Here is a 23,038-nt window from a genome sequence, read left to right as displayed (position 1 = left end):
TCTTCGGCCCATCCCACAAGAAAAAATAACTCTTGTGGGATGGGCCGAAGAGCCCGTCCCATCAATTGAGGAAAAGGATTTTTGCAAGAGGTCTACTGTAAATTGCGAGTGTGAAACCGCAGAAAAACGCAGATATACACAAATAAAAGCTAATTTATTTGTAAAAAAATGATTTTAACATACCGAACCACTGGAACTAATCTACAGCATAAGAATCTAAATATAAAATCCCAAATCTTAAATCAGCAAGATGCCATTACTCGAAATAGGAGATCCGGCTCCCTGGTTTTCCATTCCTTCTACAAATAACCCCTTATTTCATTTCTCAACCGTTGCCGGCCGGCGAATCGTGCTGTTTTTCTTTGCCAGCGCAGCTTTTGAACAAATCCAAGTTATCCTCAAAAGCTTTCAAGAGCTTTCAGAAGAATTCCAAAGCTTGCAAGTACCGCAGTTTGGAGTGAGCGTTGACCCAGCAGACAAAGAACAAAACAGACCAACAACAATTGCTCCGTCATTCATCTTTTTCTGGGACTTGGATAAAACAGTCAGCCAGCAGTACGGTGTTTTCCGAGAGGTCGAACAAAATGGAGTTGCCGGAGTTCACTATTCACCCCAAACTTTTGTACTCAACGAAAACCTTCAGGTAATTAATATTGTGCCGATGGGCGAACCGCACCAACACGCCCAGCAAGTATTAGATTTTCTCAAAACTTTGCCCGCAATTGAGGAAGCCCGGGCAGCCACTCGCCACGCCCCGGTGTTGGTAATTCCTAACGTTTTGGACATAGCCTCTTGCCGCAGTTTAATCGATATGTACAAAACTCACGGTGGCAGTCCTTCGGGCTTTATGAGGCAAATAGGCGGGAAAACAGTTGGTCTGCACGACGACACTTTTAAGAAGCGCCGAGATTTCTTTATTGAAGACCCGAAGTTACAGCAGCGATTGAGTGCGATTATTTGGCGCCGGGTGCGGCCGGAAGTAGAGAAAGCTTTTCAGTTTACAATTACCAGGTTTGAACGGTATTTGATAGGTTGTTACGATGCTGACAGCGGCGGTTATTTTGGGCCGCACCGCGACAACACTAGCAAAGCTACGCTGCACCGCAGGTTTGCGATGACGCTAAACTTGAATGTGGGAGAGTACACGGGGGGATTTTTACGGTTTCCAGAGTACGCGCCGCACGGTTATAAAGGCGATTCTGGCACGGCGATTATTTTTTCGTGTTCTTTGCTGCATGAAGCGACGCCGGTGATTAGCGGCCAGCGTTTTGCTTTGCTGTCTTTTTTCTACGGCAATGAGGATGCTGCGCTACGACAAGCTAATTTTAAGTATTTAGCTGCTGATTCAGATTCCCGAATTGGAGAACCGGCGTGAGGAATGTCACTACCGTGGTGCAAGTCTTAAAATAATTACAGAAGGTAGTTAGCGGTTAGCCACAAAACCTAATTCCTAGCTACCCATCGCTAAATACTAAATCGATCGCCATGAATTTCAAACTTCTAACTTTAGCAGTATCGGGAATTTTAACGGTTGGGGTAACAGCCAGCGCCAGTGCGGTTGTTACGACATCCCCTGGGCGGCCATCAACAGATTTAACGGAATTTAACTCGGTGCATTCCCAGGGTGCGATCGCCCAAAATGTCGAAGAACAAACCAATATTCGAGTCTACGAAAAGGCTAGTCCGGCTGTTGTTACCGTTGATACAGATAAATCTAACGGCAGTGGCACAATTATCAGCCCCGACGGCATGGTGTTAACTAACGCCCACGTTGTTTCGGCAGGCGGTACCGTCAATATCATTTTGTCAGACGGCAGAAAACTTGTCGCCGATGTCATCGGATTCGGCGAAGAAGGTCTAGACTTAGCCGTGGTTAAGATTCGCGATCAAAACAATTTGCCCACCATTCCTTTAGCCCGTCCAGGTTCGGTGAAAGTCGGGCAACAAGCATTTGCGATCGGCAATCCCTTCGGTCAATTTCAAGGTACTTTTACAGTCGGAATTGTCAGCCGCATCGACCAGCAGCGGGGCTTAATTCAAACCGACGCCGCCATCAATCCCGGCAATTCAGGAGGCCCACTGCTCAACAGTTCAGGAGAATTAATCGGCGTCAATACTTCTATTTTTACTCGCGGTCGGGGTGGAGGTAATATCGGTATCGGTTTTGCAATTTCCGCAGACAAATTACCCGCTTTCCTGACAGCGGTGCGAGAAGGGCGGGCTCCCCGCGTGGCTCAAGCCCGATCGCCTTTTGGTGGCAACAAATCACCTCAAAAAGTTGCGTTAAACGGGCCCGCCGTCAGCGGCATCCTCACCGAGAAGTCTAGCGTTCTGCCCACCGACAACAGCTTTTTTGACCTCTACTCCTTTGAGGGAAAAGCGGGCCAGCAAATCACAATAGAAATGAAAAGTCAAGAAATTGACCCTTATTTAATTTTGCTCGGGCCCAACCAGCGCGAAATCGCACAAGACGATGACGGGGCAGGCAGTAAAGACGCCAGAATTACAGTCAGGCTGCCAGCAGACGGGACTTACACGTTAGTGGCAAATTCCTACCAAGCTAAGCAGTCAGGGGCTTATACGTTAGAACTGAAAGCGAGTGCTCCTACCGCGCCTTCGCGGGCGCTTTTGCAAGAAGAAGGTGCTTTAGTCGCCGGCGGCCCAGTATTGCCGTCTGACAACAGTCTGTATCGAGAGTATACTTTTGAAGGTCGATCGGGTCAGTCTGTAGCCATTTCCCTCGAAAGTACAGATTTCGATCCCTATGTGGCTATCTTTGGCCCTAACGGCCGATTAGTGGCAGAAAATGACGATGGGAGCGATTCGACTAAAAATGCGTTTCTGACCGTTACTTTGCCCGCTACGGGTCGCTATCGCGTAATTGTCAATGCTTACGATGCTTCCGGCAGGGGCCGTTACACTCTAACTGTCCGGTGAAAATTGGGCATTGGGCATGGGGCACGGGGCGTGGGGCATGGGGCATTGGTAGCACCTAACAAATAACTCATGACTACTGACTACTGACTACTGACTACTGACTTCTTCCTTCCTTCTTCGTTGCAAACCGAGGTAATTCATGCGTCAAGTTAGATTTTGGGCGATCGCGCCAATTGCTCTACTAGCTACTTTTTCTGGCAAGCCAACTGTCTCCCTGCCCGTTTCAAATTTAGGTGGAGTTGCTAACAGTAGTTCCACCCTCATTTCAGCAGAATTTCCTCAAAATTTAACTGATGCGAAGCCTGCTGGCAAGGCGGTTTTAGCTCAAGCAAGCCCCAAGCCATCGCCATCACCACAGAGTTCGCCAACTCAAAGTCCAACTGTAGAACCTCGGCCGAGTCCTGATGCGGGTTCATCTAAAGTCCTTTTAGAGCAAAACGGAGAACTCAGCCCTGCTAAGTCTTCTGTACTGCCATCGGACAGCAGTTTGTACGATGAGTATACCTTTGAAGGGACTCAGGGTCAGAAAGTGGTTGTTACCGTAGAAAGTACCGAGTTTGATACTTATCTCGCTATTTTCAACTCCCAGGGCGAGCTACTTGCAGAAAATGATGATGCAACGCAGCAAAATTCCAATTCAGAGCTTACTGTTACCTTGTCTGCGAACGGTCGCTATCGCGTCATTGTCAATGCTTACGATCCGCCTCCAAAAGGTAGAGGCAAGTACAGTTTAACCGTCCGTGAAACAACTGGAAATTAGTTTGATATCATGTCTGCTCGAACGATTAAAAGGGCGGGTTTTTGAGATTGTCAATTATTGGCAGATATTTTTCGTGAACCCGCCCCTACCGTATTAGGGGCCATCGACCGAACAGAATATGAACTAAACTTCGGAGTCAGGGCACGGCATTGCCGTGTCCCTATAATTCAAGGACGATCGCGCTACAAGTAACTACTATCCACTTGGGTAAATTCATATGTTTGTATGCCACTATAAATGTTATAATTTGGTACCTCTAATTTGATAAAGTGTATTTCTAATAACTATTAAAAATCAAAAGAAAGCTGAAATATAGATAATTTTTCAGCTTCCTTTTTTAATTGATTTTGATTAATTTAACGCAGGCCCAGCCAGGTAAAAAAATCCTGACGGGTGAAGAATTCTAGCAGCAAAAGTCCCACGAATCCCACCATCGCAAATCGTCCGTTGATTTGTTCGGCATAGGCATTCCACCCAAAGGCTGGTTCTGGTTTTGGGGTATTTGGGGTTGTCGGTTTTGGGGATGGAGGAGTTTGAGCAGTCATTGAAAAGTTTTAAGTTTCGTGTTTTGAGTGATGAATTGTGGGAAGCTTTACGATCGCACAACTTGTAATTTACCAGGAAAATGCCCGCCGATCGCTAATCTGCTGACTTTTCTAAACTTTGAACCGATTCGATCAGATTTCGCACGGTTTCGGTACCTTCTGAAGGCTCAAAAAACAGCGACAACTTGCCGTGAGCGATCATTCTCCAACCCAACGGGCCCAGACTCAGCAAACCTTTAACGTCGCGGAAGTAGTTTCCTATTACTTCGATGCCAAATTTGCGCTCATCTATCCAGCCACCTTCTTTGACGAGATTGATTAAGACTTTGCGGTGGCGGATCGATCGACTGGCTTGGTCATCTTTGCGATCGAGAATCTCCTGTTTAATCTTACCAATTTGATCCATCGGCGCAACTTCCATCGGACAAACCGAGTTGCAGTAGTAACAGCGGGTGCATCCCCAGACGCCTGCGGTGCCTTGGTTGTATTTTTCGATCCGATTTTCGGTTTCGCTGTCGCGGGAGTCGGCGATCGTGCGGTAAGCTTTGGCGAGGGCGTGGGGGCCGACAAATTCCGGGTTGACTTCGCGCGCGTTGCACTCAGAATAGCACGCGCCGCAGAGGATGCAGTTGCCAGTTTGGTCGAGTTTCGATCGCTCTTCTGGAGTTTGCAGAAATTCGCGTTCTGGAATTGCTCGCGAGGCTGTGCTGACATAGGGTTCAACTGCTTCTAGGTTGTCCCAAAAACTGGTCATGTCAACAACCAAATCTTTAATAACCGGCATATTTCCCATTGGGGCGACGGTGATTTCTGGGATGAAATCGGTAGGCATTTCTGCTGAGCTGGAATCAGCTATTTTTTGCAATCTTGCCAGTTCGCTGGCCACATTTTCTTTGCAAGCTAATGCCGATCGACCGTTAATTCGCATAGAACAACTGCCGCAAATTGTATTGCGGCAATTTTTGCGAAAAGCTAAAGTGCCGTCGTGTTCCCACTTAATACTGTTGAGGCAGTCTAGAATGGTATTGCTCTCTTCCACATCTAGGGTGTAAGTGTGAACCCGGGGAGCCTCGTTTTGATTTTGACGGACTACGTTAAAGCGGACTTTCATATTTTGAGTAAGGAATTTAGTTTCTATTTTAAGCTAAATTTTTGGACTTTCTAGAAAGCTCTTATTTTTTTAACAACTACCTAAAGTAAGAGATTTTAAAGTTTTTATTATTGTTTGATAAACATCAATAATTCTCAAGTTATAAATCATAAATTTCCACTTTTTTAAGCGGATTTGTGAGCTATTAATTGGAGATAAAAGTAATTAATCGCTGCAATTCGCTAGTCGGAGGTGCGTGATGTCCAGCTTGTTTGTATTAACTTTCATGTTTTCCACACCGGCTTTTTGTCTGGGCCTGCTAAATCCTCAATGGGTGGGACTGGGAACTCGTCAGCTATCGGCTGCTTTGTACGGCGGCTTGATGGCAGTTTCGTTCGTTTTGCTTGGGGTTACAGCACCTAAGGCACCACAACCAGTTTCATCGGGGCTGCTGGCCTCAACTGAATGGCCAGAATTGAGGGTCAGCGCACCTTTGCGCTGAAAGTAGCTGGGGGTATGCTTCTCACTTTTTTGGCAGCATTACAAGAAATTTTACCAGGACTTACGCCCGGTTGGGGCGAGAAACTTAGTTTTTTAAGAAAAATACTTGGTTCTACTCATTTATATCAATTCCGGTAGCATCCCAATAGTAAAATCCCGTCAACAGTCAACAATCTAATTCATCGGCGTTAATCTGTGTTAATCGGCCTGTATCTGCGGTCAAAAAAATATAATTTATTTACGCAGATGACAAGGAATTGACGCAAATTAACGCCGATGAAAAGAATAGAGATAGGAATAATTTTGATGGTAAAAAATTGATATTACTGCAATTAAAAACCCGGCTTATATGAGTAGAAGTGCGCTCGCGAACTGTAGGAGAAACTCGTGGGCTTAGTAAGGAGAAATACTCTCTGAAAGCCGCTGTCACCAGGTTCGGGTGTCCAACGTTCTAGTTTACTTCCTAAATCATAGGGATTTGTGAGTTTGCCAGCAGATAAATAAGGAAGTTAACTTCTCAGGACTTACGCACAGGGATTAAAGAAATCGGGTTGTTTAAACAGATATCCTTCGTGCTTCACCTCAGATTTTGGTAAAAGAAACCCGGTTTCTGCGTCCTGGATTACTTATCTTTTTTACAGTAAAAGTCGCTATGTTTAATTTTTTCATCTTAAGCTTTCTATTGTCGATCCCTGCCTTTTTTCTGGGTATTGTTAATCCGAAATGGGTGGGTTCACCAACCCGCAAGCGATCGGCCGCGATGTACGGCGGGTTGATGGCGGCTTCGTTTGTACTTGTGGGCGTCACCGCACCCCCTCCGTCTCAGGAAGTTTCGGTGGCGCTTCCGGCCCCAACCGATCGGCTAGAATCCTCTCAAACCGCTAAGCCATCACTGCTTTCGGCAGTGCCGACACCCAAGTCTCAGACTGTGAAAACGCCGACACCAACACCGAAACCTGCAATTTCTCCTGCCGCACCTGCAGTTGCCAAACCAGAGCCCGATCGCAAATTGCCATCTTCAGTCAAATCTGTTGAACGAACCGCAGAGATTGCTCTTGATGCACAGCAGCCAAAGAAAGACACCAAGAAAGTTATTGACGAGTCCTCTAAAGCGAAGGTTAAAAGTGCCGATTTTCCGAGTTGCGTTAACTCGGATTGCAACTGTTCGGACTTTGCGACTCAAGCTGAAGCGCAGCGAGTTTTAGAGGGATATCCGGGCGATCCTTTTAAGCTCGATCGAGATCAAGACTCGATCGCTTGCGAAACGTTGCCTTAGATTTTATCTGCCAACAGCCTCGGTTAATGATGAAGGCTTTTTTCGGTGATTGTACGAATTGAAGAAGGCAAATCGATCGGCTAAAATTGTCTAATTGTTGAGCTTGCGGTGCGGGTGCAGCTATGACTTACAGCTTGAGAATTGTCGATTTGCCAACGAGTGAACGGCCACGGGAACGGCTGATGGCAGGCGGCCCGAAAAGTTTGGCGACTGCAGAATTGATTGCGATTCTTCTGGGTACTGGTCAGGGACCAGGCAAACTTTCCGCCGTCGGGCTCGGACAGTATATTTTAAATCAGTTGAGTTTGCATTCCCGCGATCCTCTGGCTGTGCTACGCACTATTACCGTTCAGGAGTTGAGGCAGATTCACGGGATTGGCCCTGCTAAGGCAACTTCGATTTTGGCTGCGGTGGAGTTGGGGAAGCGGGTATTTCAGTCGCGGCCGCCGGAAATGGCTGTGGTTGACTCTCCCCAAGCGGCGGCGGATGCCCTGAGTCAGGATTTGATGTGGCAGTCTCAGGAACGTTTTGCTGTGGTGTTGCTGGATGTGAAAAATCGGCTGCTGGGTACTCAGGTAATTACGATCGGCACAGCAACGGAAACTTTGGCTCATCCACGGGATATTTTTCGCGAGGTGATCCGCCAGGGGGCGACGCGGGCGATTATCTCGCACAATCACCCATCGGGGATTGTGGAACCAAGCCCAGAGGATATTGCTTTGACGCGACAGTTGCTGGCGGGAGCGCAGTTTTTGTCGATTCCGCTACTGGATCACTTGATTTTGGGGAATGGCGATTTTCTGAGCTTGCGGCAGACGACGACGCTTTGGGAGGAGTATCCCCAGGGTGATTGAACTCTTCTACTTAACTAATTTCATTACTATCATTAGTTATTTGTATCTTTGAGCTCTGCGACGGCTGAATCAGCCCTGACAGCAGGCAAATTTTCCGGCTGGAGTCCCCCGCGATAGCCTGTTTGGGCTGAATGTCGCTGCTGATACTGCGTTTCGAGCACAACTCGGTTAATGTAGTATAGGTAGGCTGAAGAGGTCGCTAATCCGATTTTTTTTGAGCATACTAAACGTATACTGAACCAGCACCTAAATACCCACTTATTAAGAAATTATTAAATGGGATGTAAAATACACGGTGTGGTGATAGGAGGAGAACTGTGTTTCTGAGACTTGCAGAACAACACCGTAAATTCGTTCAAGATTTGGTAATGAACCTCCAAGCTTTAGCGATCGTGCTAGAGCATCGGGGTTATCTGGCATCCTGCTACACTTGCGGGGGTCAGATGAACAGTGCCTCATTTATGGTCAGTTTGACGGACAACCATCTGATTCGATTCTTAGTGTCAGATTACGGTATCACTTGGACTGAGATGCGGGATGACCGCGAACTGATGAAACTAGAAGGTGCAGAAGCGATTAATCAGTTACAAGAACTGGCAAATCTCGTAAAGTATCAAATCCAACCTTCGGAAGCTACTTTAGCGACGGCGCAGTGAGTGTAGCGATTGCACGGTTCCGAGGAAGGCGACGCAAGAAAGTCACTGCTTGTCTGCTAAAACCGAATCCCCAGCTAGTTAGTTGAGAGGGTTCATTTAGGTGCACAGCGATGGCTGCTCAACAGCCAAGGGTGCTATCAGGGTGCCTTGAGACAGTTTAGCGATCAGTCGATCGAAGTGAGCCTGGGCAGACGGCATACTTTATGCCAGAAGTCTCAAACTTGGAACCTCTAGTTTTTTTCAGCAGTTGATTCTCCCTTGAGAACGATTAGCAAAATTTAGAAGTGTGACGGCTCGTCGGCTGCGATGTTAATTTCTCACTTGGCCATTCAAAAGTCAAGGAATTGAAATTAACTTTGAGCAGGCAGGTAAAATTTAACATCCAGAGTGAGGATGAGGCTGTGAAGATTGGGCAAAAGGCAGCCCACGGGGTGTGACGTGCGGGCGAATTGCATTTATTTTTGCTTTTCGATTTAGCCTATCAGGCTAAGAATTAACTTGAAGCAGCATCACTGCTGTAAAACATCTCACAGCCGGCCGAAGCCGGCTAAGTTTTGTCTATATCCAGGCTTCGGCGCAATGTTTGACCATCATGTTAGATAGATTCTGGTTGCACTCCTCCGGAATTGTTGACTGTTGACTGTTGACTGTTGACTGTTGACTGTGAACCCAAAAACTGAAAATTGTGCTTCTATTTGGTTGCAGATTGAAGGAGACTTTACGCTCGACTATAAAGCACGGATTTGATATTAAATAGCTCTGTAAATTACCCAGCACGCTCCCTGAGTACAGGTACAGTGTGGGCTTTCAATAGCCCTGAAATGATCTTCCACATTGCAAAACAATCTCGAACCTTCGGGCTTATTTACGAAAGCCCCAATAGCAGCAATATTCTTACTGCCGTTTAAGTCGGCATCACCTTTCCATCCACAATGACCACAAGCAAACTTTTTACCGTTTCTATAAGATTCACCCTGTACAGGGTGAATATGATTGCATTTGTGGCACATTTGGCTAGTGTATCTAGGCTCAACAAACAAAATCTTTACGCTATGCTTTATAGCTTTGTAGATCAGGAATTGGCGCAACTGAAAGAAGGCCCAGCTATTGAATCGTCTCCGCTCTTTTTTCGAGCGTGGCTGCTGGTTTGTGCGCTCCCTAATTCCCGTTAAATCTTCCAAAGCGACAACTTGATTTTTGTTTTGAGCCTTTTAATTACGATACGGTGACTGATAGTGTGATTTACCAATGTCTGAAAGCGCTTTTCCTTGCCCGACAACCGTTTCAACAATTCTCGACATCTACGCCGAGAGCAACGCGAGCCTTTCGTGGCTTTTCGCTGGATATTTGCTCTCAACTTGGCATAATGATTTCTAACTTTGGTAATTTGTTTACCGCTAAATGTATCTCCATCAGAAGTAACTGCAATATCAGTCCTACCCCAATCACAGCCCAAAACTTGATTGCAAGGTGGAGGCTCGGCTGGCTGAAATTCAAGTTGAATATTAAGATAGTAACTGCCATTTTTGCGTTTGCACAAAGTAGCAGTCTTGGGGTTTTGACCTTTGAGCAATCCAAGTTGGTAGTTTCCGATAGCCAGTACAAACCGTTCCCTACCACCAGTAGTAGTCAAACTTACTGTCCAATCTTTTTCCCTAAAAGAAAAGATACGGGTATCGTAAGTGACGCTAGTAGGAGCAAATTTGTTAACAGGCTTCCCATCTTTTTTAGCTGTTTTTCTGTTGCCAGAAACCCGTCTAATAGCATGGATTGCTAGCTGTGCCGAAAGTCCAAACATATCTCTGACATCGTGATATACCTGCATATTGCATCGCCAATTCATTTGTCAGAGTTGGCGGCACAGTTTTATTCACGTATTCACAAGCATTCGCAAACGCCTGAAGGGTTGCATCAATTTTGATGGACTGCTCAGGCGTTACTTGAAGTTTGCAAGGGGCGGGTTCACCCATAATATTTGCCAAAAACAGACAATCTCAAAAACCCGCCCCGGCAATTGTATTATGGGCGATCGATCGGACATGATATAATTTGGCGCACGATTAACTCTAGTGGCTGCGAAGCATCTATGATAATTGCATCTTGTGGTTCTTCGAGACTGTCTAACTGACTTAAAAGCAAGTCTGCTTTCATGTAGTGATTTTCGCGATTTTTTAACCGGGCTGCCAATACCTCAAAAGAACATTTCAGATAAACTATCTTCATCCGCTTTTGGTCGCGGCAGAGCATTTCGCGGTAAGATGCCTTTAAAGCAGAACAAGCCAACACAACATTTTTATTCTCCAACAGCCACCTGTCTATTGCAGCTTGCAGTTGTAATAGCCAAGGAAGGCGATCCGCATCTTCTAAAGGAATGCCCCGACTCATTTTATCGATATTAGCTGATGGGTGAAAATCGTCGGCATCGCTGAAATCCCAATTGAGAGATTGCGCCAGCAACTTGCCAACAGTAGTTTTGCCGGAACCGGAGACTCCCATCACGATCGTAATCATGGCACTTATTTACCGAATACTTGCAATTTTATCAAGTTGTGCGATCGACAAACCGGGTTTCTTAAGTTGCCGGATGAATTCTACCACCCTAAAAAATTCAATAAACCCGGTTTATTTGTAATTTTCGCTTAAATTTCTTCCATAGTGGGTTTAATGAAATTATAAGCCAAAACGCCGATAATTCCACCAATCACTGGGAATACAATAAACGCCCATAACTGTTGGATTGCCCATCCGCCTTGAAAAAGTGCCACACCAATACTTCTAGCTGGGTTAACTGAAGTATTGGTTACGGGAATTCCGATTAAGTGAATCAACACCAGCATCAAGCCGATCGGAATTCCGCCCAAACCGACGGGATATTTGGGATGGGTAGTACCCATGATTGTAAATAACAGAAAAGCAGTTAGTACAATTTCCGTCAAAGCTGCTGCCAAAAGTCCGTAACCAGTGGGAGAATGTTCTGCAAAACCGTTAGACGCAAATCCAGAAGCAGCCGCATCAAAACCGGGTTTTCCTGATGCTATCAAGTACAAAACAAGACCGCCTAAAATTCCCCCTACAATCTGACCTCCTATATAATAAGGAAGCAAAACAGCATCGATCAGTTTGGCCACTACTAAACCGATACTTACCGCCGGATTAATGTGGCATCCAGAGATAGGGCCGATCGTATAAACCATGATTAAAAGGGACAAACCAAAGGCGATCGAAACTCCTAAAAAGCCGATTTTGTCTCCAGCTAAAACCGCACTGCCACATCCACCTAATACCAACACAAAAGTACCAAAAGCTTCAGCAACCCCAATCTTTATTTTTTTGTTCATACTCACAATTATCGGAAGTTCTTGATCGGTCAATTTCACACCCCTACAAGTTCTAATTTAAAAAATTAGAACTGGAATTTGTTTCACTCAGCGCAACAATACTAATCGAAATCCTTAGCAAAATATCACTCTAATTTTCAGAACTTGTATGGGTTTAACTGAGAATGCGAAATAGGGAATCGATAAATTAGCTCAAACATAGTCTATTATGTAAAAAATGTCAACACTTAGCTAATTATTCGTCTAAATTGTGCAATTTTCTGTATTCAATTCACAATAATTAACTTGACTTCTTCCCTAATTATGCGATCGTAATTTTACTGATAGTTCCTGATTATCCGATCGCACTTGCAGCTAAAACATCACTGCTAACCGGCTGGTACATCGGGCCTTGGAAGGGGCGAAAGCCTTGCTGGCAATCGGCAGTCATCTTGCACAGCAAGCGGAACTGTAGCGGTGTTGGGGGTTGATTGAGACGATCGACTTCTAGGCGAACCAATTCTGGATGCTGCGAAATAATTTCAAAAATATCATCCACAAGATAGCGCTGACAATAGCCGACAATCCAGTGATCTTTAGTACACATAAGCAGACGGGAAGCGCGCGGATTTTGAAATTCGTGGGCTAAATACAAAAGTTCGCCCACTTGAAGCCGATTAATCCGTTCAATTGCCGACTTTGAAAGGTATCGCAGTCCATCTGCAAAAAAATGGATACAGTAACGTCCATTTTCATCTGGTTCGGGACAAGGGAACACCTCAAATTTATCAGTTACCCGTTTGCCTCCGCTGCGTGCCAATAAAGCAATTGGGTCATGTTCGTGTTCAGGGATATTCAACCACTGCACAAATTCAGGGTATTCAGGGCGCGATCGCGCCATCACTCGATTAGAAAACAACGAAAACAGTTTCTGTGAAGTGTAAACATTGTTGAAATCCGGGAAAGATGGCAAAGGCAGAAACCCGCACTTAAGTTTCGCTTCTAGAACACCATTTGTATAATTGAACTGGTATTCTTTACCGTTAAATGTCAATCTACCAATCGGAAACCAAGAACCGCTGTCCGGGCTTTGCCAAGCTAAAAATAGTGTTTTCAAAGCAAATCTCCTGTCAATTCAAGCAGTGCACACCTTACACAAGGATAGGGTTGCGCCCTGCGGCGCACCTTACCGCTATAAGTAGCCTGTCAAACCAATTTTTACGTAAGTCCTGGGAATTTATTCTCCTAGTCTATAGGAAATGGCATCAAAATTTGGTATTTTTGGCTTTCTGCCATGACGACAACAGCACCAATAAACTGAATCAACATTTTTTTCAACCAGAAGCTCAATCTATAATACCACAAATTGCAGACAATAACTTAAATTGTGCTTAACAGGATTAGAGTCAATATAGTTTAAATGCTCTTGAGAATCCTCTTGTGTGCAAATAGGATATCCCCAAATGCGCCGATACAAAATATCACTTTCTAGACGCTTTCGACCAGAAAATGATACATTTTGAGCCAAATTTCGTTGACCTCGCAAAGATTGGGTAAATACAACTTTTATCTCTCCAATACGCTTGGCATAGGCAGTATGATTAGGAGGTAATTTTCACAAAAAATGGATGCGGTCGGGCAATACAAATGCCCAATAATTTTAAAAGGTTATTCTGATTTAATCGCCCTTACAGCCTTGTGGAGTCGCGAGACATTTTTTGACTCTGAAAATAGCGTTGTGCGATTGTAGGTAACAAGCGTTAGGAAGAAACTTCCACCAGAAAGGTAAAATCGGCGATAGTTTGGCATTAATATCGTCCTCCTACTTTTTTATATGGCATTTTACACTCATTTATTTTTGCGGGTGCGCCGAACAACACCTTACATTCATCTCGTAGGGTACTGTTCGGCGCACCTTCCAGGGGTCTCCGGGTGCGCCGAAGAGCACCTTATATCAGCTACTTTCTAACACAGGAATTCGCGCGGATCTGTGACATACCCAGTCAGGGCAGAAGCCGCCGCCGTATAAGGCGAAGCTAGATAAACTTGCGCTTCTTTATTCCCCATGCGGCCGGGGAAATTGCGGTTAGTTGTAGACACGCAAATTTCGGGTTCATTCATCCGCCCGAAAGTATCTTTCGGGCCGCCCAAACAAGCGGCGCAAGAAGGCGCTGCGGGTTCGATACAGCCGGCAGCTAAGAAGATTTCCGAAAGGGTTTGACCATCGTATTTTGTGACAAACAAATCTTCGTAAACTTTCTGAGTTGCTGGTACTAAATAAGTCGGAACTTTGACTTGATTTCCTTTCAGAATGCGGGCAGCATTTAGAAAGTCGGAGGTTTTGCCGCCGGTGCAGGAACCGATGTAAACTCGATCGATCTTGACATCGCGGCAGTTGCGGGCTAAGTCGCGGTTGTCCGGGGAGTGCGGTTTGGCGACGACGGGTTCTAATTGGCTGACATCGTAGGTGCGATCGCTATAAAATTTAGCATCCCCATCGCTGTAAAATGAATCGAAGGCTTTATCAGTCCGCGAAGTAACGTAATCAAACGTAGTTTTGTCCGGCGCAACCGTGCCGTTTTTACCGCCAGCTTCAATCACCATATTGCACAGCGTCATCCGTTCTTCCATCGTCAAACGCTCAACTGTATCGCCCGCAAATTCCATTGTCCGGTAGTTAGCACCGGCCACGCTAATATCACCAATAATCTGCAAAATTAGGTCTTTTGCTAACAAATAATCCGGCAGTTCGCCGTTGAACACAAAGCGCATGGTTGCGGGAACTTTGATTAACAGTTTGCCGGTTCCCATGATAAAAGCCGCGTCTGTATTGCCGATACCCGTGGCAAATTGTCCGAAAGCGCCGGCATTACAGGTGTGGGAATCGGTGCCGAAGAGCACTTCGCCCGGTCTGGTGTGGCCTTCTTGTGCTAGGGCGATGTGGCAAACTCCTTTGTAGTCGGGATTTGCTTTGAAGTCCGATCGATCCGTGATGTCGTAAAAGTATTTTATCCCTTGTTCTTTGGCAAAATCGCGGAGAATATCGACGTTGCGGTTAGCGCGTTCGTCGTTGGTGAAAATGTAGTGGTCGGGAATGAGGACGATTTTGTCAGGGTTCCAGACTTTTGCATTCTCACCGAATTCGCGTTTGAAAACGCCGATGGTGCCGGGCCCGCAGACATCGTGGGTCATCAACACGTCTGTTTCTACCCAAATATTTTCTCCGGGCTCAACTTTAGTGCGGCCTGATGCTTTGGCTAATATTTTTTCGGTCAGAGTCATTCCCATAGTGCGATCGCTCTTTTTTATTAGATGCTACATAGTGTATTGTACGAAATATCGCCTGATGTTGAGAGGAAATTTATTATGAATATGAGCGTCTTCTCCTCAAAGTGGGAGTACGCCTGATTGTGAAGTTATTGTTCATCCGCCAAAAACTTATTTAGTCAAGCGCCAGCGAACTATTAGTTTTAATGAAAGGTCAAGGAAAGTTTATTGCAGTATTAGTAGACTTATAAAATCCCACTTTTTCACTAGGATTAAAGGCTATAAAGATTTAGCTTCGCCAATCCCAAATACCGAACACCTTCCGGTGTCACGTCAAACCGACAAGGCAAAACCTCTACACCTTCACTTATAGCCTGTCTGAACAATTCTCCGTAAAGGCGATCGGCACTATCCCCCGGAGCAAAATCAGTACAATCCCCGCGATTAATAAAATACAGCATTACAGCCCTCGAACCCTGTCGCACCACTTCCATCAATTCTCTCAAATGTTTCTGTCCCCTCTCCGTCACTGTATCGGGAAATAAAGCCAACTCCTTTTTTACCCAAGTTGTATTTTTCACTTCCAGAAAAATCGGTTTTTCCTCACCAGTCAGCCAAAAATCCACTCTACTTTTTTTATCAGTGCCGTAAACAACCTCCGGTTGAATTAAACTGTAATTGCCCAACTCTGGAAACAATTTCAATTCCAAAGCTAATTTAACTACTCGATTTGGCAGTCCAGTATTAACTCCCACCCAAGTTGGCACAGTGTCGCAAACTTTAATTAATTCCCAAGTATAAGCTAACTTGCGTTTAGGATTGTCGCTGGGAGATACTAGCACTGGATTGCCGGGAATCAAAACACCTGTCATCGGGCCCGTATTCGGACAGTGCGCGGTGATGATTTCTCCCGAATCTAGTTCTATTTCGGCAAAAAATCGCTTGTACCGCTTGATGAGAATTCCGGGTAAGAGAGGAGGATATTTGTAAATTAAGTCAGTCATTCGATTTTAGATTTTAAATTTTAGATTTTAGATTTTAGGTTTTAGCTATAACAGAATACCTGGTTCCGAACTTGTGAAATAAGTCTGGCAGCTAACACAATCAGTCATAAGTTATCAACTATAGCGATTATCAAAAAAGTGAGGTATGCCCTATGCCCACGGAGGCCTATGCCCTATGCCCATGAGTACCTCATATGAGAGCTCGAAAGGCTATATATGTTATTTATCTGCGTTTATCAACTCATTTGTTTCATCATTTTTAGATTGTAGATTGTAGATTGTAGATTAGACCTCTTGCAAAAGTCCTTTTCATAAATTTATTGGACGGGCAAGATGCCCATCCCACAAGAAAAAATAACTCTTGTGGGACGGGCATCTTGCCCGTCCTAGTTATTTTTGCAAGAGGTCTATTGTAGATTGACGCATCATAGCACGAAAGGGCGGTGGGTAGTTAGGACGAATAGTCCCGATCGATGATTGAATTTCCGCAAGTCAGTAATATCGATAAAATTGCTATCAGCGCAATTCCCCCTAGAAGTTTTCTGAATTCATGTTATCATTCTCCCGATTCGCGATTAAAATAAGTGAATCCTTTTAGCATTAGCGTTTGTAACCCTTTGTGTCCCAATTACAGAAGCCCTCTCGTTCCCTCGCAGGGATTGCCGGCATTGTCGCACTCGCCACTCTAATTAGCAAAGTCTTTGGATTGGTGCGCCAAATTGCGATCGCCGCAGCCTTTGGAGTCGGTGTCGCCGTCGATGCCTACAACTACGCCTACGTCATCCCTGGTTTCTTATTTATTTTGCTGGGAGGGATTAACGGGCCATTTCACAGCGCCATAGTCAGTGTTTTAGCCCGCCGGGATAAAAAAGAAGCAGCACCCTTAGTCGAGACTATCACCACCTTAGTCGGGGGCTTGTTGCTGTTGGTAACAGTCGCTTTAGTTATTTTTGCCGATCCGCTGATCGATTTGGTGGCACCGGGATTAAATAGAACAGCAGAAGGTTTACAAATTAAAGCAATTGCCGTCCAGCAATTTCGGATTATGGCGCCGATGGCATTACTTTCAGGCTTAATCGGCATTGGTTTCGGCACTCTCAACGCTGCCGATATGTACTGGCTTCCTTCGATTAGCCCTTTATTTTCTAGCGTTGCACTTGTCGGCGGTTTGCTTTTATTAGCCATGCAACTCGGAGACAAAATTATTCAGCCAGAATTCGCACTAATGGGCGGCTTAGTGTTAGCTTGGGGAACTTTAGCGGGCGCAGTTTTGCAGTGGTTGGTGCAACTGGTGGCGCAGTGGCGCGCGGGCTTGGGAACATTGCGTTTGCGGTTTAATTTTAAACGGCCGGGAGTGCAAGAAGTAATTAAGGTGATGGTTCCTGCGACCTTATCATCAGGAATGCTACAAATTAATGTTTATACTGACCTATTTTTCGCATCCTACATCCCTCAAGCTGCCTCTGCGTTGGGTTACAGCGGCTTGTTAGTTATGACGCCTTTAGGCATCATTTCTAATGTAATTTTAGTGCCATTTCTACCCATATTTTCTCGCCTCACCGATCCGAGAGATTGGCCGGAATTAAAAGCTCGAATTCGTCAATCTTTGATTTTGACGGCCCTTACGATGCTGCCGCTGAGTGCTTTAATGGTAACGCTGGCTGGGCCGATCGTCCGCGTGGTTTACGAACGCTATGCTTTCGATCGATCGGCATCGCAGTTTGTGACGCCGATATTGATGGCTTACAGTATTGGGATGTTTGTGTATTTGGGACGCGACGTTTTGGTACGGGTATTTTACGCTTTGGGAGACGGAGAAACCCCTTTTCGCATCAGTATAATCAATATCTTTTTAAACGCTATTTTGGATTATTTGTTAGTAGGAGCTTTTGGCGCGCCCGGATTAGTTTTGGCGACGGTGGGAGTGAATCTTCTTTCGATGATTATGCTTTTGTACTTATTAGATAAAAAGTTGGGTGGCCTGCCTTGGGGGGAGTGGAGTTTGCCTTTTCTGGGGTTAACTTCGGGGAGTTCTCTAACTGCTTTCGTTACCTTGGCTACTCTGCAAGGCTGTCAAAGAGTTTTGGGTACTGAAGGTTTGGTAATTCAATTAGTGCAGTTGAGTGTGGCAAGTTTTGTAGGGTTAGGGGTTTTTGCCCTGTTTGTCAGTCAGATGAAATTGCCGGAAGTTGATATGTTTGTCGATCGCATTCGGGGCCGTTTTCGCAAATAAATATCCGAAATTGGCTGCAGATTCCAGGAATCAACAAAAGTACGCGCGTGCGAAGCTATCCCGTAGGGAATCGCCCGTTGAGTAAAAAAAGACCACAAAGGGATCTCGTCCTTAAATCCAAATCAACACTCCGAAGCGTCCATCCGCGTATATCCGCCACCATCTGCGGTCAAAAATTCCAGAGTAATTAAGGATCGTCAATTAAATAATTTCCCTTTTTTCTTGTGGGATGGGCGTCCCGCCCGCCCAGAAAGGACGGGCGGGACGCCCATCCCACAAGAAACAGGAAAAGTGGATTTTATTTAATTCTCATTCCTAACAAAGGCGATGTCTAGATTCTCAAGATATCGTCAACCTTTATGCTGTCTGGCAAAATAGCCAATAAAATTCCGCTAAAACAAATAAACCCTCATACCCACAGCCTCTCTTGGAGGCCTAAATTATGTCCTCATGGCAAAGATCCGACTTTTCCGACTTTAAGATCCGACTTTTCCGACTTTACAGAGGCAGGGGCCCGAAGCAATGATAGAGATAGGGAAAGCCAACCCACGATGTCTAGATTGTAAAGATATCGTAAACCAGAAGTGTTGTGTTGGGAAGTGTTAAATAAAAATGTTATAAAAGATATGTCTTTGGTATGATACATTTAGGTTGCATCTAATGTTAAAGGAACCCATTCCCCCACGAGGCAAGTGAAAGCCCACTTCGTATCAGGACTAGCCCGATCGGGCTCTACTTTACTGGCTGCACTACTACGACCAAATCCCCGGTTTCACAGCGCTATGACCTCCCCTATTGGGGGCGCAAGTCGATCGCATGCTGGAAACCGTGAGCGAAGACAATGAGTTTTCCGTGTTTATTTCCCCTGAACAAAAACAGGCACAGCTTGTTACCACCCGCCAACTGATCGAGAAGTGATCTCCGACACCAATCGCCGGTGATGCAGCAAATTGTCATTAATTCTGGAACTATTTCCCGAAGCCAAAGTGATCTGCTGTGTCAGAAACATCGCTTGGATTATGGACAGCATAGAGCTACTAATTCGGCGCAACGCCTTTGATGTTTCCAGATTATTTATTTAATGCTCCAGCGGAACGGGCTAACAATTTTACAGCCCGATTTATTTGAGCAATAAGACTAATAAATTATTCAGTCCTCATAGCGAGGACTTAAGCGAGGTGGGGGTTTCAACCCCGACCAGACTTGAATGTAAACAATAGATATCAAGGATTTCAGCAATTATGAACGTACCAACCATGAACAAGCAAATTATTTTCGTTGACTCCTCTGTAAAAGATTATCAAAGCCTGATCCAAGGCATCGATCCCGCTCAAATTGTGATTTTAAATGAAAATTCCAGCGCGATCGACCAAATTACTAACGCCTTAGCCACTCAAAAAGATATTGAAGCAGTTCATATCCTTTCTCACGGTAGCGACGGCACCCTATTTCTGGGTAACTCACCCCTGGACAAAACAACCCTAGAAACCCATGCAGCCACCCTACAAAAATGGGGCAAAGCCTTAAAACTAAATGCAGATATTCTCCTCTACGGCTGTAACGTTGCCCAAACTGAGCAAGGAAAAGCTTTCGTTAAACGCCTGAGTCAATTAACGAAAGCCAACGTTGCCGCATCCACTACTCTCACAGGCAATGCCAAATTAGGAGGTGACTGGAACCTTGATTTTATCATAGGTAAAATTCAAGCCGCCTTAACATTTTCCCCAGAAGCGATGCGGGATTATAGCTTTGTCCTGACTCAGTTGGTGAACGAAACTTTTACCGGAGCAAGCGTTCTTGGTCCTTGGATTTATGCTCAGTCTGGAGCTGGTGTTGTTGGTTTGACCACATCTGGTACTAACACTCCTCTGCCAAATTTGAACTTGGGTGACACTGCTGGCAATGGAGCCTTGAGGTTAACTTCTGCTACAGGAAATCAATCAGGGTTTGTTCTCTACAATAACCCCATACCTTCTACATTCGGGGTAAATGTTACCTTTGACTTCTTTGCCTATGGTGGAAATGGCGCAGATGGTATTAGCTTCTTCCTGGTTAATGGTACAGCTAACCCGACTACACCTGGAACGTTAGGATCAGGTCTGGGCTATACAAATTTGACTGGCGGTTATGTGGGAGTTGGCTTTGATGAGTATGGTGGTTTTGGCAATACTGGAAGCGATTCAGTAGCGATTCGCGGCTCTGTAACAAATAGTAATACTCTGTTGCAATCAACGGGTCCTATATCCGGTGGCATAGGTGCTGGTAGTGTGACTAGGAACGCGGCCTTGAGACGAGCCCAGATCATTTTAACGCCCAGCACCGCCGCCCTGCCGAATCGCCTATCGGTAGGGATGGATTTGAATAACAACGGCACCTTTACTGATGCGGGTGAAACCATTATTGCCCCCTTCAATATCACAACGAGTAACGGAGCAGTACCGATAACTTTTAAATTTGGCTTTGCCAGTTCCACGGGAGACTCTACAAATATTCACGAAATCCGCAATGTCATTTACGAGACGCTTACTGCCCCCGTCCTTAATAATACCCCGGTTGTCACCCTCAGCAACATCCTCGAAGACCCCGGTGCTCCCACTGGTCCAGTCGGCACTCTCATCTCCCAACTCGCAGACTTAACAGGAGGCGGCGGTCTAAATAACATCACCGACCCCGACACTGGCGCAGTAGCAGGCGTGGCCATCACCGCCGCCGACACCACCAACGGCAGTTGGTTCTACACCATCAACGGCGGCACAACTTGGACGGCCTTGGGCACAGTATCCAATACCAATGCTCGCCTACTCGCCGCCAATGCCAATACCCGTATTTACTTCCAACCAAGCACCAACTACAACGGCACCGTTAACAACGCCCTCACTTTCCGCGCTTGGGATCAAGTAAGTGGGACAAATGGTGGCACCGCTGACACCAGCAATAACGGCGGCAACAATCCCTTCAGCATCGCCACCGACACCGCAGCCATCACCGTTACCCCAGTCAACGACCAACCCAGCTTCACCGCCACCAACCCAGTCGCAGTTAATCAAGATAGCGGAGCAAAAACAGTAACGAGTTGGGCTACCTTCAATCCCGGCGCACCCAACGAATCCGCCCAAACCGCGACCTACACAGTCAGCAACATCAGCAACGGTGCTTTATTCTCTGCGGCCCCCACAATCAACCCCAGTGGCAACCTCACCTACACCCCCGCCCCCAACGCCTTCGGCACATCCACCTTTGACGTGCGAGTACAAGACAGCGGCGGCATCCCCGGTGTTGATACTTCGGCAGTACAAAACTTTAGTATTACCGTTAACCCCGCCCCCACGATTACCAACGTCAGCCTACCCGCAAACAAAACCTACATAGCAGGAGAAACTCTCGACTTTACCCTTACCTTCAGCGAAGCAGTCATCATCACCGGCAGTCCTGAGTTACCCATTACCCTAAATAGTGGCGTTATTGTCAACGCCACTCTCAATGGTACAGGTGCATCTGCCACCACCCACAATTTTAGGTACAATGTTGTTACTGGCAACTTAGACAGCGACGGCATCACAGTTAGCACAGCCTTAAGTTTACCCACCGGTGCTACCATTCAAAATGCCACCAGTGCCAACGCTATCCTCACCTTCACCAGCGGTAGCACCACAGGTGTATTAGTTGATGCTGTTGTCCCCGCAGTACCCAGTATCACTACTACCGCCGGCACAACCAACGATACCACTCCCACTCTGGCGGGTACGGCAGAACCGAACAGTACAGTTAACATCTTACAAGGCACAACGCCTTTGGGTACTGCCACAGCGGATGCTTCTGGGAATTGGACATTTACCTCCACGACAGCTTTAGCCGATGGCACTTATGCCTTCACTGCTACAGCTAAGGATGCAGCGGGTAATGTTTCTGCGGCTTCAACTCCAGTTAATCTGACAATCGATGCCACAGCATCCAGCGTACCCACCTTTACTACTACCGCCGGCACAACCAACGATACCACTCCCACTCTGGCGGGAACCGCTGAAGCCAACAGTACAGTTAACATCTTACAAGGCACAACGGCGCTAGGTACTGCTACAGCGGATGCTACGGGTAACTGGACATTTACCCCCACGACAGCTTTAGCCGAGGGCCCTTATGCCTTCACCGCTACAGCCACCGATGCAGCGGGTAATACTTCTGGGGCTTCAACTCCAGTTAATCTAACAATCGATGCGACAGCATCCAGCGCACCCACCATTACAACAGCCGCCGGCACAACAAGCGATACCACTCCCACTCTGGCGGGAACCGCTGAAGCCAATAGTACCGTTAACATCTTACAAGGCACGACTTCTCTGGGTACTGCCACAGCGGATGCTTCGGGTAACTGGACATTTACCCCCACAACAGCTTTAACTGATGGCGCTTATGCCTTCACCGCTACAGCCACCGATGCAGCGGGTAATACTTCTGGGGCTTCAACTCCAGTTAATCTGACAATCGATGCCACAGCATCCAGCGTACCCACCATTACTACTACCGCCGGCACAACAAGCGATACCACTCCCACTCTGGCGGGAACCGCTGAAGCCAATAGTACCGTTAACATCTTACAA

The 23,038-nt window shown here is 46.1% G+C and carries 19 protein-coding genes; 9 read left to right on the top strand and 10 right to left on the bottom strand.

All coding sequences use genetic code 11. The features are described from left to right. Window positions 1-250 precede the first annotated feature (250 nt). The 3 genes from QUA16_RS26415 to QUA16_RS26405 all read left to right on the top strand — a co-directional run bounded on the left by QUA16_RS26415 (window position 251) and on the right by QUA16_RS26405 (window position 3,697). Window positions 251-1,375 carry a redoxin domain-containing protein gene (locus tag QUA16_RS26415; protein WP_333106937.1) on the top strand — a complete coding sequence of 375 codons (1,125 nt, stop codon included), beginning with the start codon at window positions 251-253 and terminating at the stop codon, window positions 1,373-1,375. A 110-nt stretch (window positions 1,376-1,485) separates the two neighbouring features. Beyond that, a complete protein-coding gene (locus QUA16_RS26410) occupies window positions 1,486-2,937 on the top strand; it encodes a trypsin-like peptidase domain-containing protein (protein ID WP_333106936.1) in 1,452 nt (483 codons plus the stop codon). Between the two features lie 139 nt (window positions 2,938-3,076). After that, a complete protein-coding gene (locus QUA16_RS26405) occupies window positions 3,077-3,697 on the top strand; it encodes a pre-peptidase C-terminal domain-containing protein (protein ID WP_333106935.1) in 621 nt (206 codons plus the stop codon). A gap of 356 nt (window positions 3,698-4,053) precedes the next feature. Here QUA16_RS26405 and QUA16_RS26400 read toward each other — a convergent pair whose 3' ends face one another. Together QUA16_RS26400 and QUA16_RS26395 are read right to left on the bottom strand one after the other, a co-directional pair. Further along, entirely contained in the window at window positions 4,054-4,242 is a 189-nt protein-coding gene (locus tag QUA16_RS26400) for a chlorophyll a/b-binding protein (protein WP_333106934.1), read from the bottom strand. A gap of 94 nt (window positions 4,243-4,336) precedes the next feature. Next, window positions 4,337-5,353: a succinate dehydrogenase/fumarate reductase iron-sulfur subunit gene (locus QUA16_RS26395; RefSeq protein ID WP_333106932.1), complete on the bottom strand. Its 1,017-nt coding sequence runs from the start codon at window positions 5,351-5,353 to the stop codon at window positions 4,337-4,339. Window positions 5,354-5,591: 238 nt separating this feature from the next. On the opposite strand from QUA16_RS26395, the gene QUA16_RS26390 reads away from it, so the two are divergent. From QUA16_RS26390 to radC, 3 genes are all read left to right on the top strand, one after another. Further along, a complete protein-coding gene (locus QUA16_RS26390; RefSeq protein ID WP_333106929.1) occupies window positions 5,592-5,834 on the top strand; it encodes a hypothetical protein in 243 nt (80 codons plus the stop codon). 726 nt (window positions 5,835-6,560) lie between these two features. Then, window positions 6,561-7,109, top strand: a complete 549-nt coding sequence (locus QUA16_RS26385; RefSeq protein WP_333106926.1) for an excalibur calcium-binding domain-containing protein — start codon at window positions 6,561-6,563, stop codon at window positions 7,107-7,109. Window positions 7,110-7,231: 122 nt separating this feature from the next. Next, window positions 7,232-7,963, top strand: a complete 732-nt coding sequence (radC, locus tag QUA16_RS26380; RefSeq protein WP_333106925.1) for a RadC family protein — start codon at window positions 7,232-7,234, stop codon at window positions 7,961-7,963. A 32-nt stretch (window positions 7,964-7,995) separates the two neighbouring features. Here the strand turns inward: radC and QUA16_RS26375 are convergent, their stop codons facing one another. Continuing rightward, window positions 7,996-8,124: a hypothetical protein gene (locus tag QUA16_RS26375; RefSeq protein WP_333106923.1), complete on the bottom strand. Its 129-nt coding sequence runs from the start codon at window positions 8,122-8,124 to the stop codon at window positions 7,996-7,998. Between the two features lie 156 nt (window positions 8,125-8,280). Between QUA16_RS26375 and QUA16_RS26370 the strand changes: the two genes are divergently transcribed. Further along, the gene (locus QUA16_RS26370; protein WP_015176985.1) at window positions 8,281-8,619 is read left to right on the top strand and encodes a DUF1815 family protein; all 339 of its coding nucleotides are present in this window, start codon (window positions 8,281-8,283) and stop codon (window positions 8,617-8,619) included. A 749-nt stretch (window positions 8,620-9,368) separates the two neighbouring features. On the opposite strand, the gene QUA16_RS26365 is transcribed toward QUA16_RS26370, so the two are convergent. The 7 genes from QUA16_RS26365 to sfsA form a co-directional block, all read right to left on the bottom strand. Beyond that, window positions 9,369-9,800 carry a transposase gene (locus QUA16_RS26365; protein ID WP_333106922.1) on the bottom strand — a complete coding sequence of 144 codons (432 nt, stop codon included), beginning with the start codon at window positions 9,798-9,800 and terminating at the stop codon, window positions 9,369-9,371. Beyond that, window positions 9,788-10,462, bottom strand: coding sequence for a transposase (locus QUA16_RS26360; RefSeq protein WP_333181458.1), 675 nt, complete (start codon window positions 10,460-10,462; stop codon window positions 9,788-9,790). Before QUA16_RS26360 ends, QUA16_RS26365 begins: the two co-directional genes overlap by 13 nt. Before the next feature lie 176 nt (window positions 10,463-10,638). Then, complete coding sequence (locus QUA16_RS26355; protein WP_333106920.1) at window positions 10,639-11,130, bottom strand: gluconokinase; 492 nt, start codon at window positions 11,128-11,130, stop codon at window positions 10,639-10,641. A 128-nt stretch (window positions 11,131-11,258) separates the two neighbouring features. Then, entirely contained in the window at window positions 11,259-11,957 is a 699-nt protein-coding gene (gene aqpZ / locus QUA16_RS26350) for an aquaporin Z (protein ID WP_333106919.1), read from the bottom strand. Between the two features lie 334 nt (window positions 11,958-12,291). Further along, on the bottom strand, window positions 12,292-13,053 hold the full coding sequence (locus tag QUA16_RS26345) for a DNA-binding protein (RefSeq protein ID WP_333106918.1): 762 nt from the start codon (window positions 13,051-13,053) through the stop codon (window positions 12,292-12,294). An 848-nt stretch (window positions 13,054-13,901) separates the two neighbouring features. Then, complete coding sequence (locus tag QUA16_RS26340; protein ID WP_333106916.1) at window positions 13,902-15,224, bottom strand: 3-isopropylmalate dehydratase large subunit; 1,323 nt, start codon at window positions 15,222-15,224, stop codon at window positions 13,902-13,904. A gap of 251 nt (window positions 15,225-15,475) precedes the next feature. Beyond that, complete coding sequence (gene sfsA, locus QUA16_RS26335; protein ID WP_333106914.1) at window positions 15,476-16,207, bottom strand: DNA/RNA nuclease SfsA; 732 nt, start codon at window positions 16,205-16,207, stop codon at window positions 15,476-15,478. A gap of 619 nt (window positions 16,208-16,826) precedes the next feature. Between sfsA and murJ the strand changes: the two genes are divergently transcribed. Together murJ and QUA16_RS26325 are read left to right on the top strand one after the other, a co-directional pair. After that, window positions 16,827-18,440 (top strand): murein biosynthesis integral membrane protein MurJ, encoded by a 1,614-nt coding sequence (gene murJ / locus QUA16_RS26330; protein ID WP_333106913.1) that lies wholly within the window; start codon window positions 16,827-16,829, stop codon window positions 18,438-18,440. A gap of 1,241 nt (window positions 18,441-19,681) precedes the next feature. Beyond that, the coding region (locus tag QUA16_RS26325; protein ID WP_333181456.1) for a DUF4347 domain-containing protein at window positions 19,682-23,038 on the top strand (3,357 nt) is incomplete at its 3' end.

The sequence above is a fragment of the Microcoleus sp. S13_C3 genome (assembly GCF_036700905.1).
Taxonomy (GTDB): domain Bacteria; phylum Cyanobacteriota; class Cyanobacteriia; order Cyanobacteriales; family Microcoleaceae; genus Microcoleus.
The sequence above is the reverse complement of the archived record's forward strand: the minus strand, read 5'-3'. Positions and strand labels throughout refer to the sequence as shown.

Bases quoted from the DNA above. Each gene is read 5' to 3' on its own strand.
- QUA16_RS26360 (WP_333181458.1), bottom strand. From the start codon at position 10,462: ATGAATTGGCGATGCAATATGCAGGTATATCACGATGTCAGAGATATG.
- QUA16_RS26405 (WP_333106935.1), top strand. From the start codon at position 3,077: ATGCGTCAAGTTAGATTTTGGGCGATCGCGCCAATTGCTCTACTAGCT.
- QUA16_RS26410 (WP_333106936.1), top strand. From the start codon at position 1,486: ATGAATTTCAAACTTCTAACTTTAGCAGTATCGGGAATTTTAACGGTT.
- radC (WP_333106925.1), top strand. From the start codon at position 7,232: ATGACTTACAGCTTGAGAATTGTCGATTTGCCAACGAGTGAACGGCCA.
- QUA16_RS26355 (WP_333106920.1), bottom strand. From the start codon at position 11,130: ATGATTACGATCGTGATGGGAGTCTCCGGTTCCGGCAAAACTACTGTT.
- sfsA (WP_333106914.1), bottom strand. From the start codon at position 16,207: ATGACTGACTTAATTTACAAATATCCTCCTCTCTTACCCGGAATTCTC.
- QUA16_RS26415 (WP_333106937.1), top strand. From the start codon at position 251: ATGCCATTACTCGAAATAGGAGATCCGGCTCCCTGGTTTTCCATTCCT.
- QUA16_RS26400 (WP_333106934.1), bottom strand. From the start codon at position 4,242: ATGACTGCTCAAACTCCTCCATCCCCAAAACCGACAACCCCAAATACC.
- QUA16_RS26395 (WP_333106932.1), bottom strand. From the start codon at position 5,353: ATGAAAGTCCGCTTTAACGTAGTCCGTCAAAATCAAAACGAGGCTCCC.
- aqpZ (WP_333106919.1), bottom strand. From the start codon at position 11,957: ATGAACAAAAAAATAAAGATTGGGGTTGCTGAAGCTTTTGGTACTTTT.
- QUA16_RS26390 (WP_333106929.1), top strand. From the start codon at position 5,592: ATGTCCAGCTTGTTTGTATTAACTTTCATGTTTTCCACACCGGCTTTT.
- QUA16_RS26340 (WP_333106916.1), bottom strand. From the start codon at position 15,224: ATGGGAATGACTCTGACCGAAAAAATATTAGCCAAAGCATCAGGCCGC.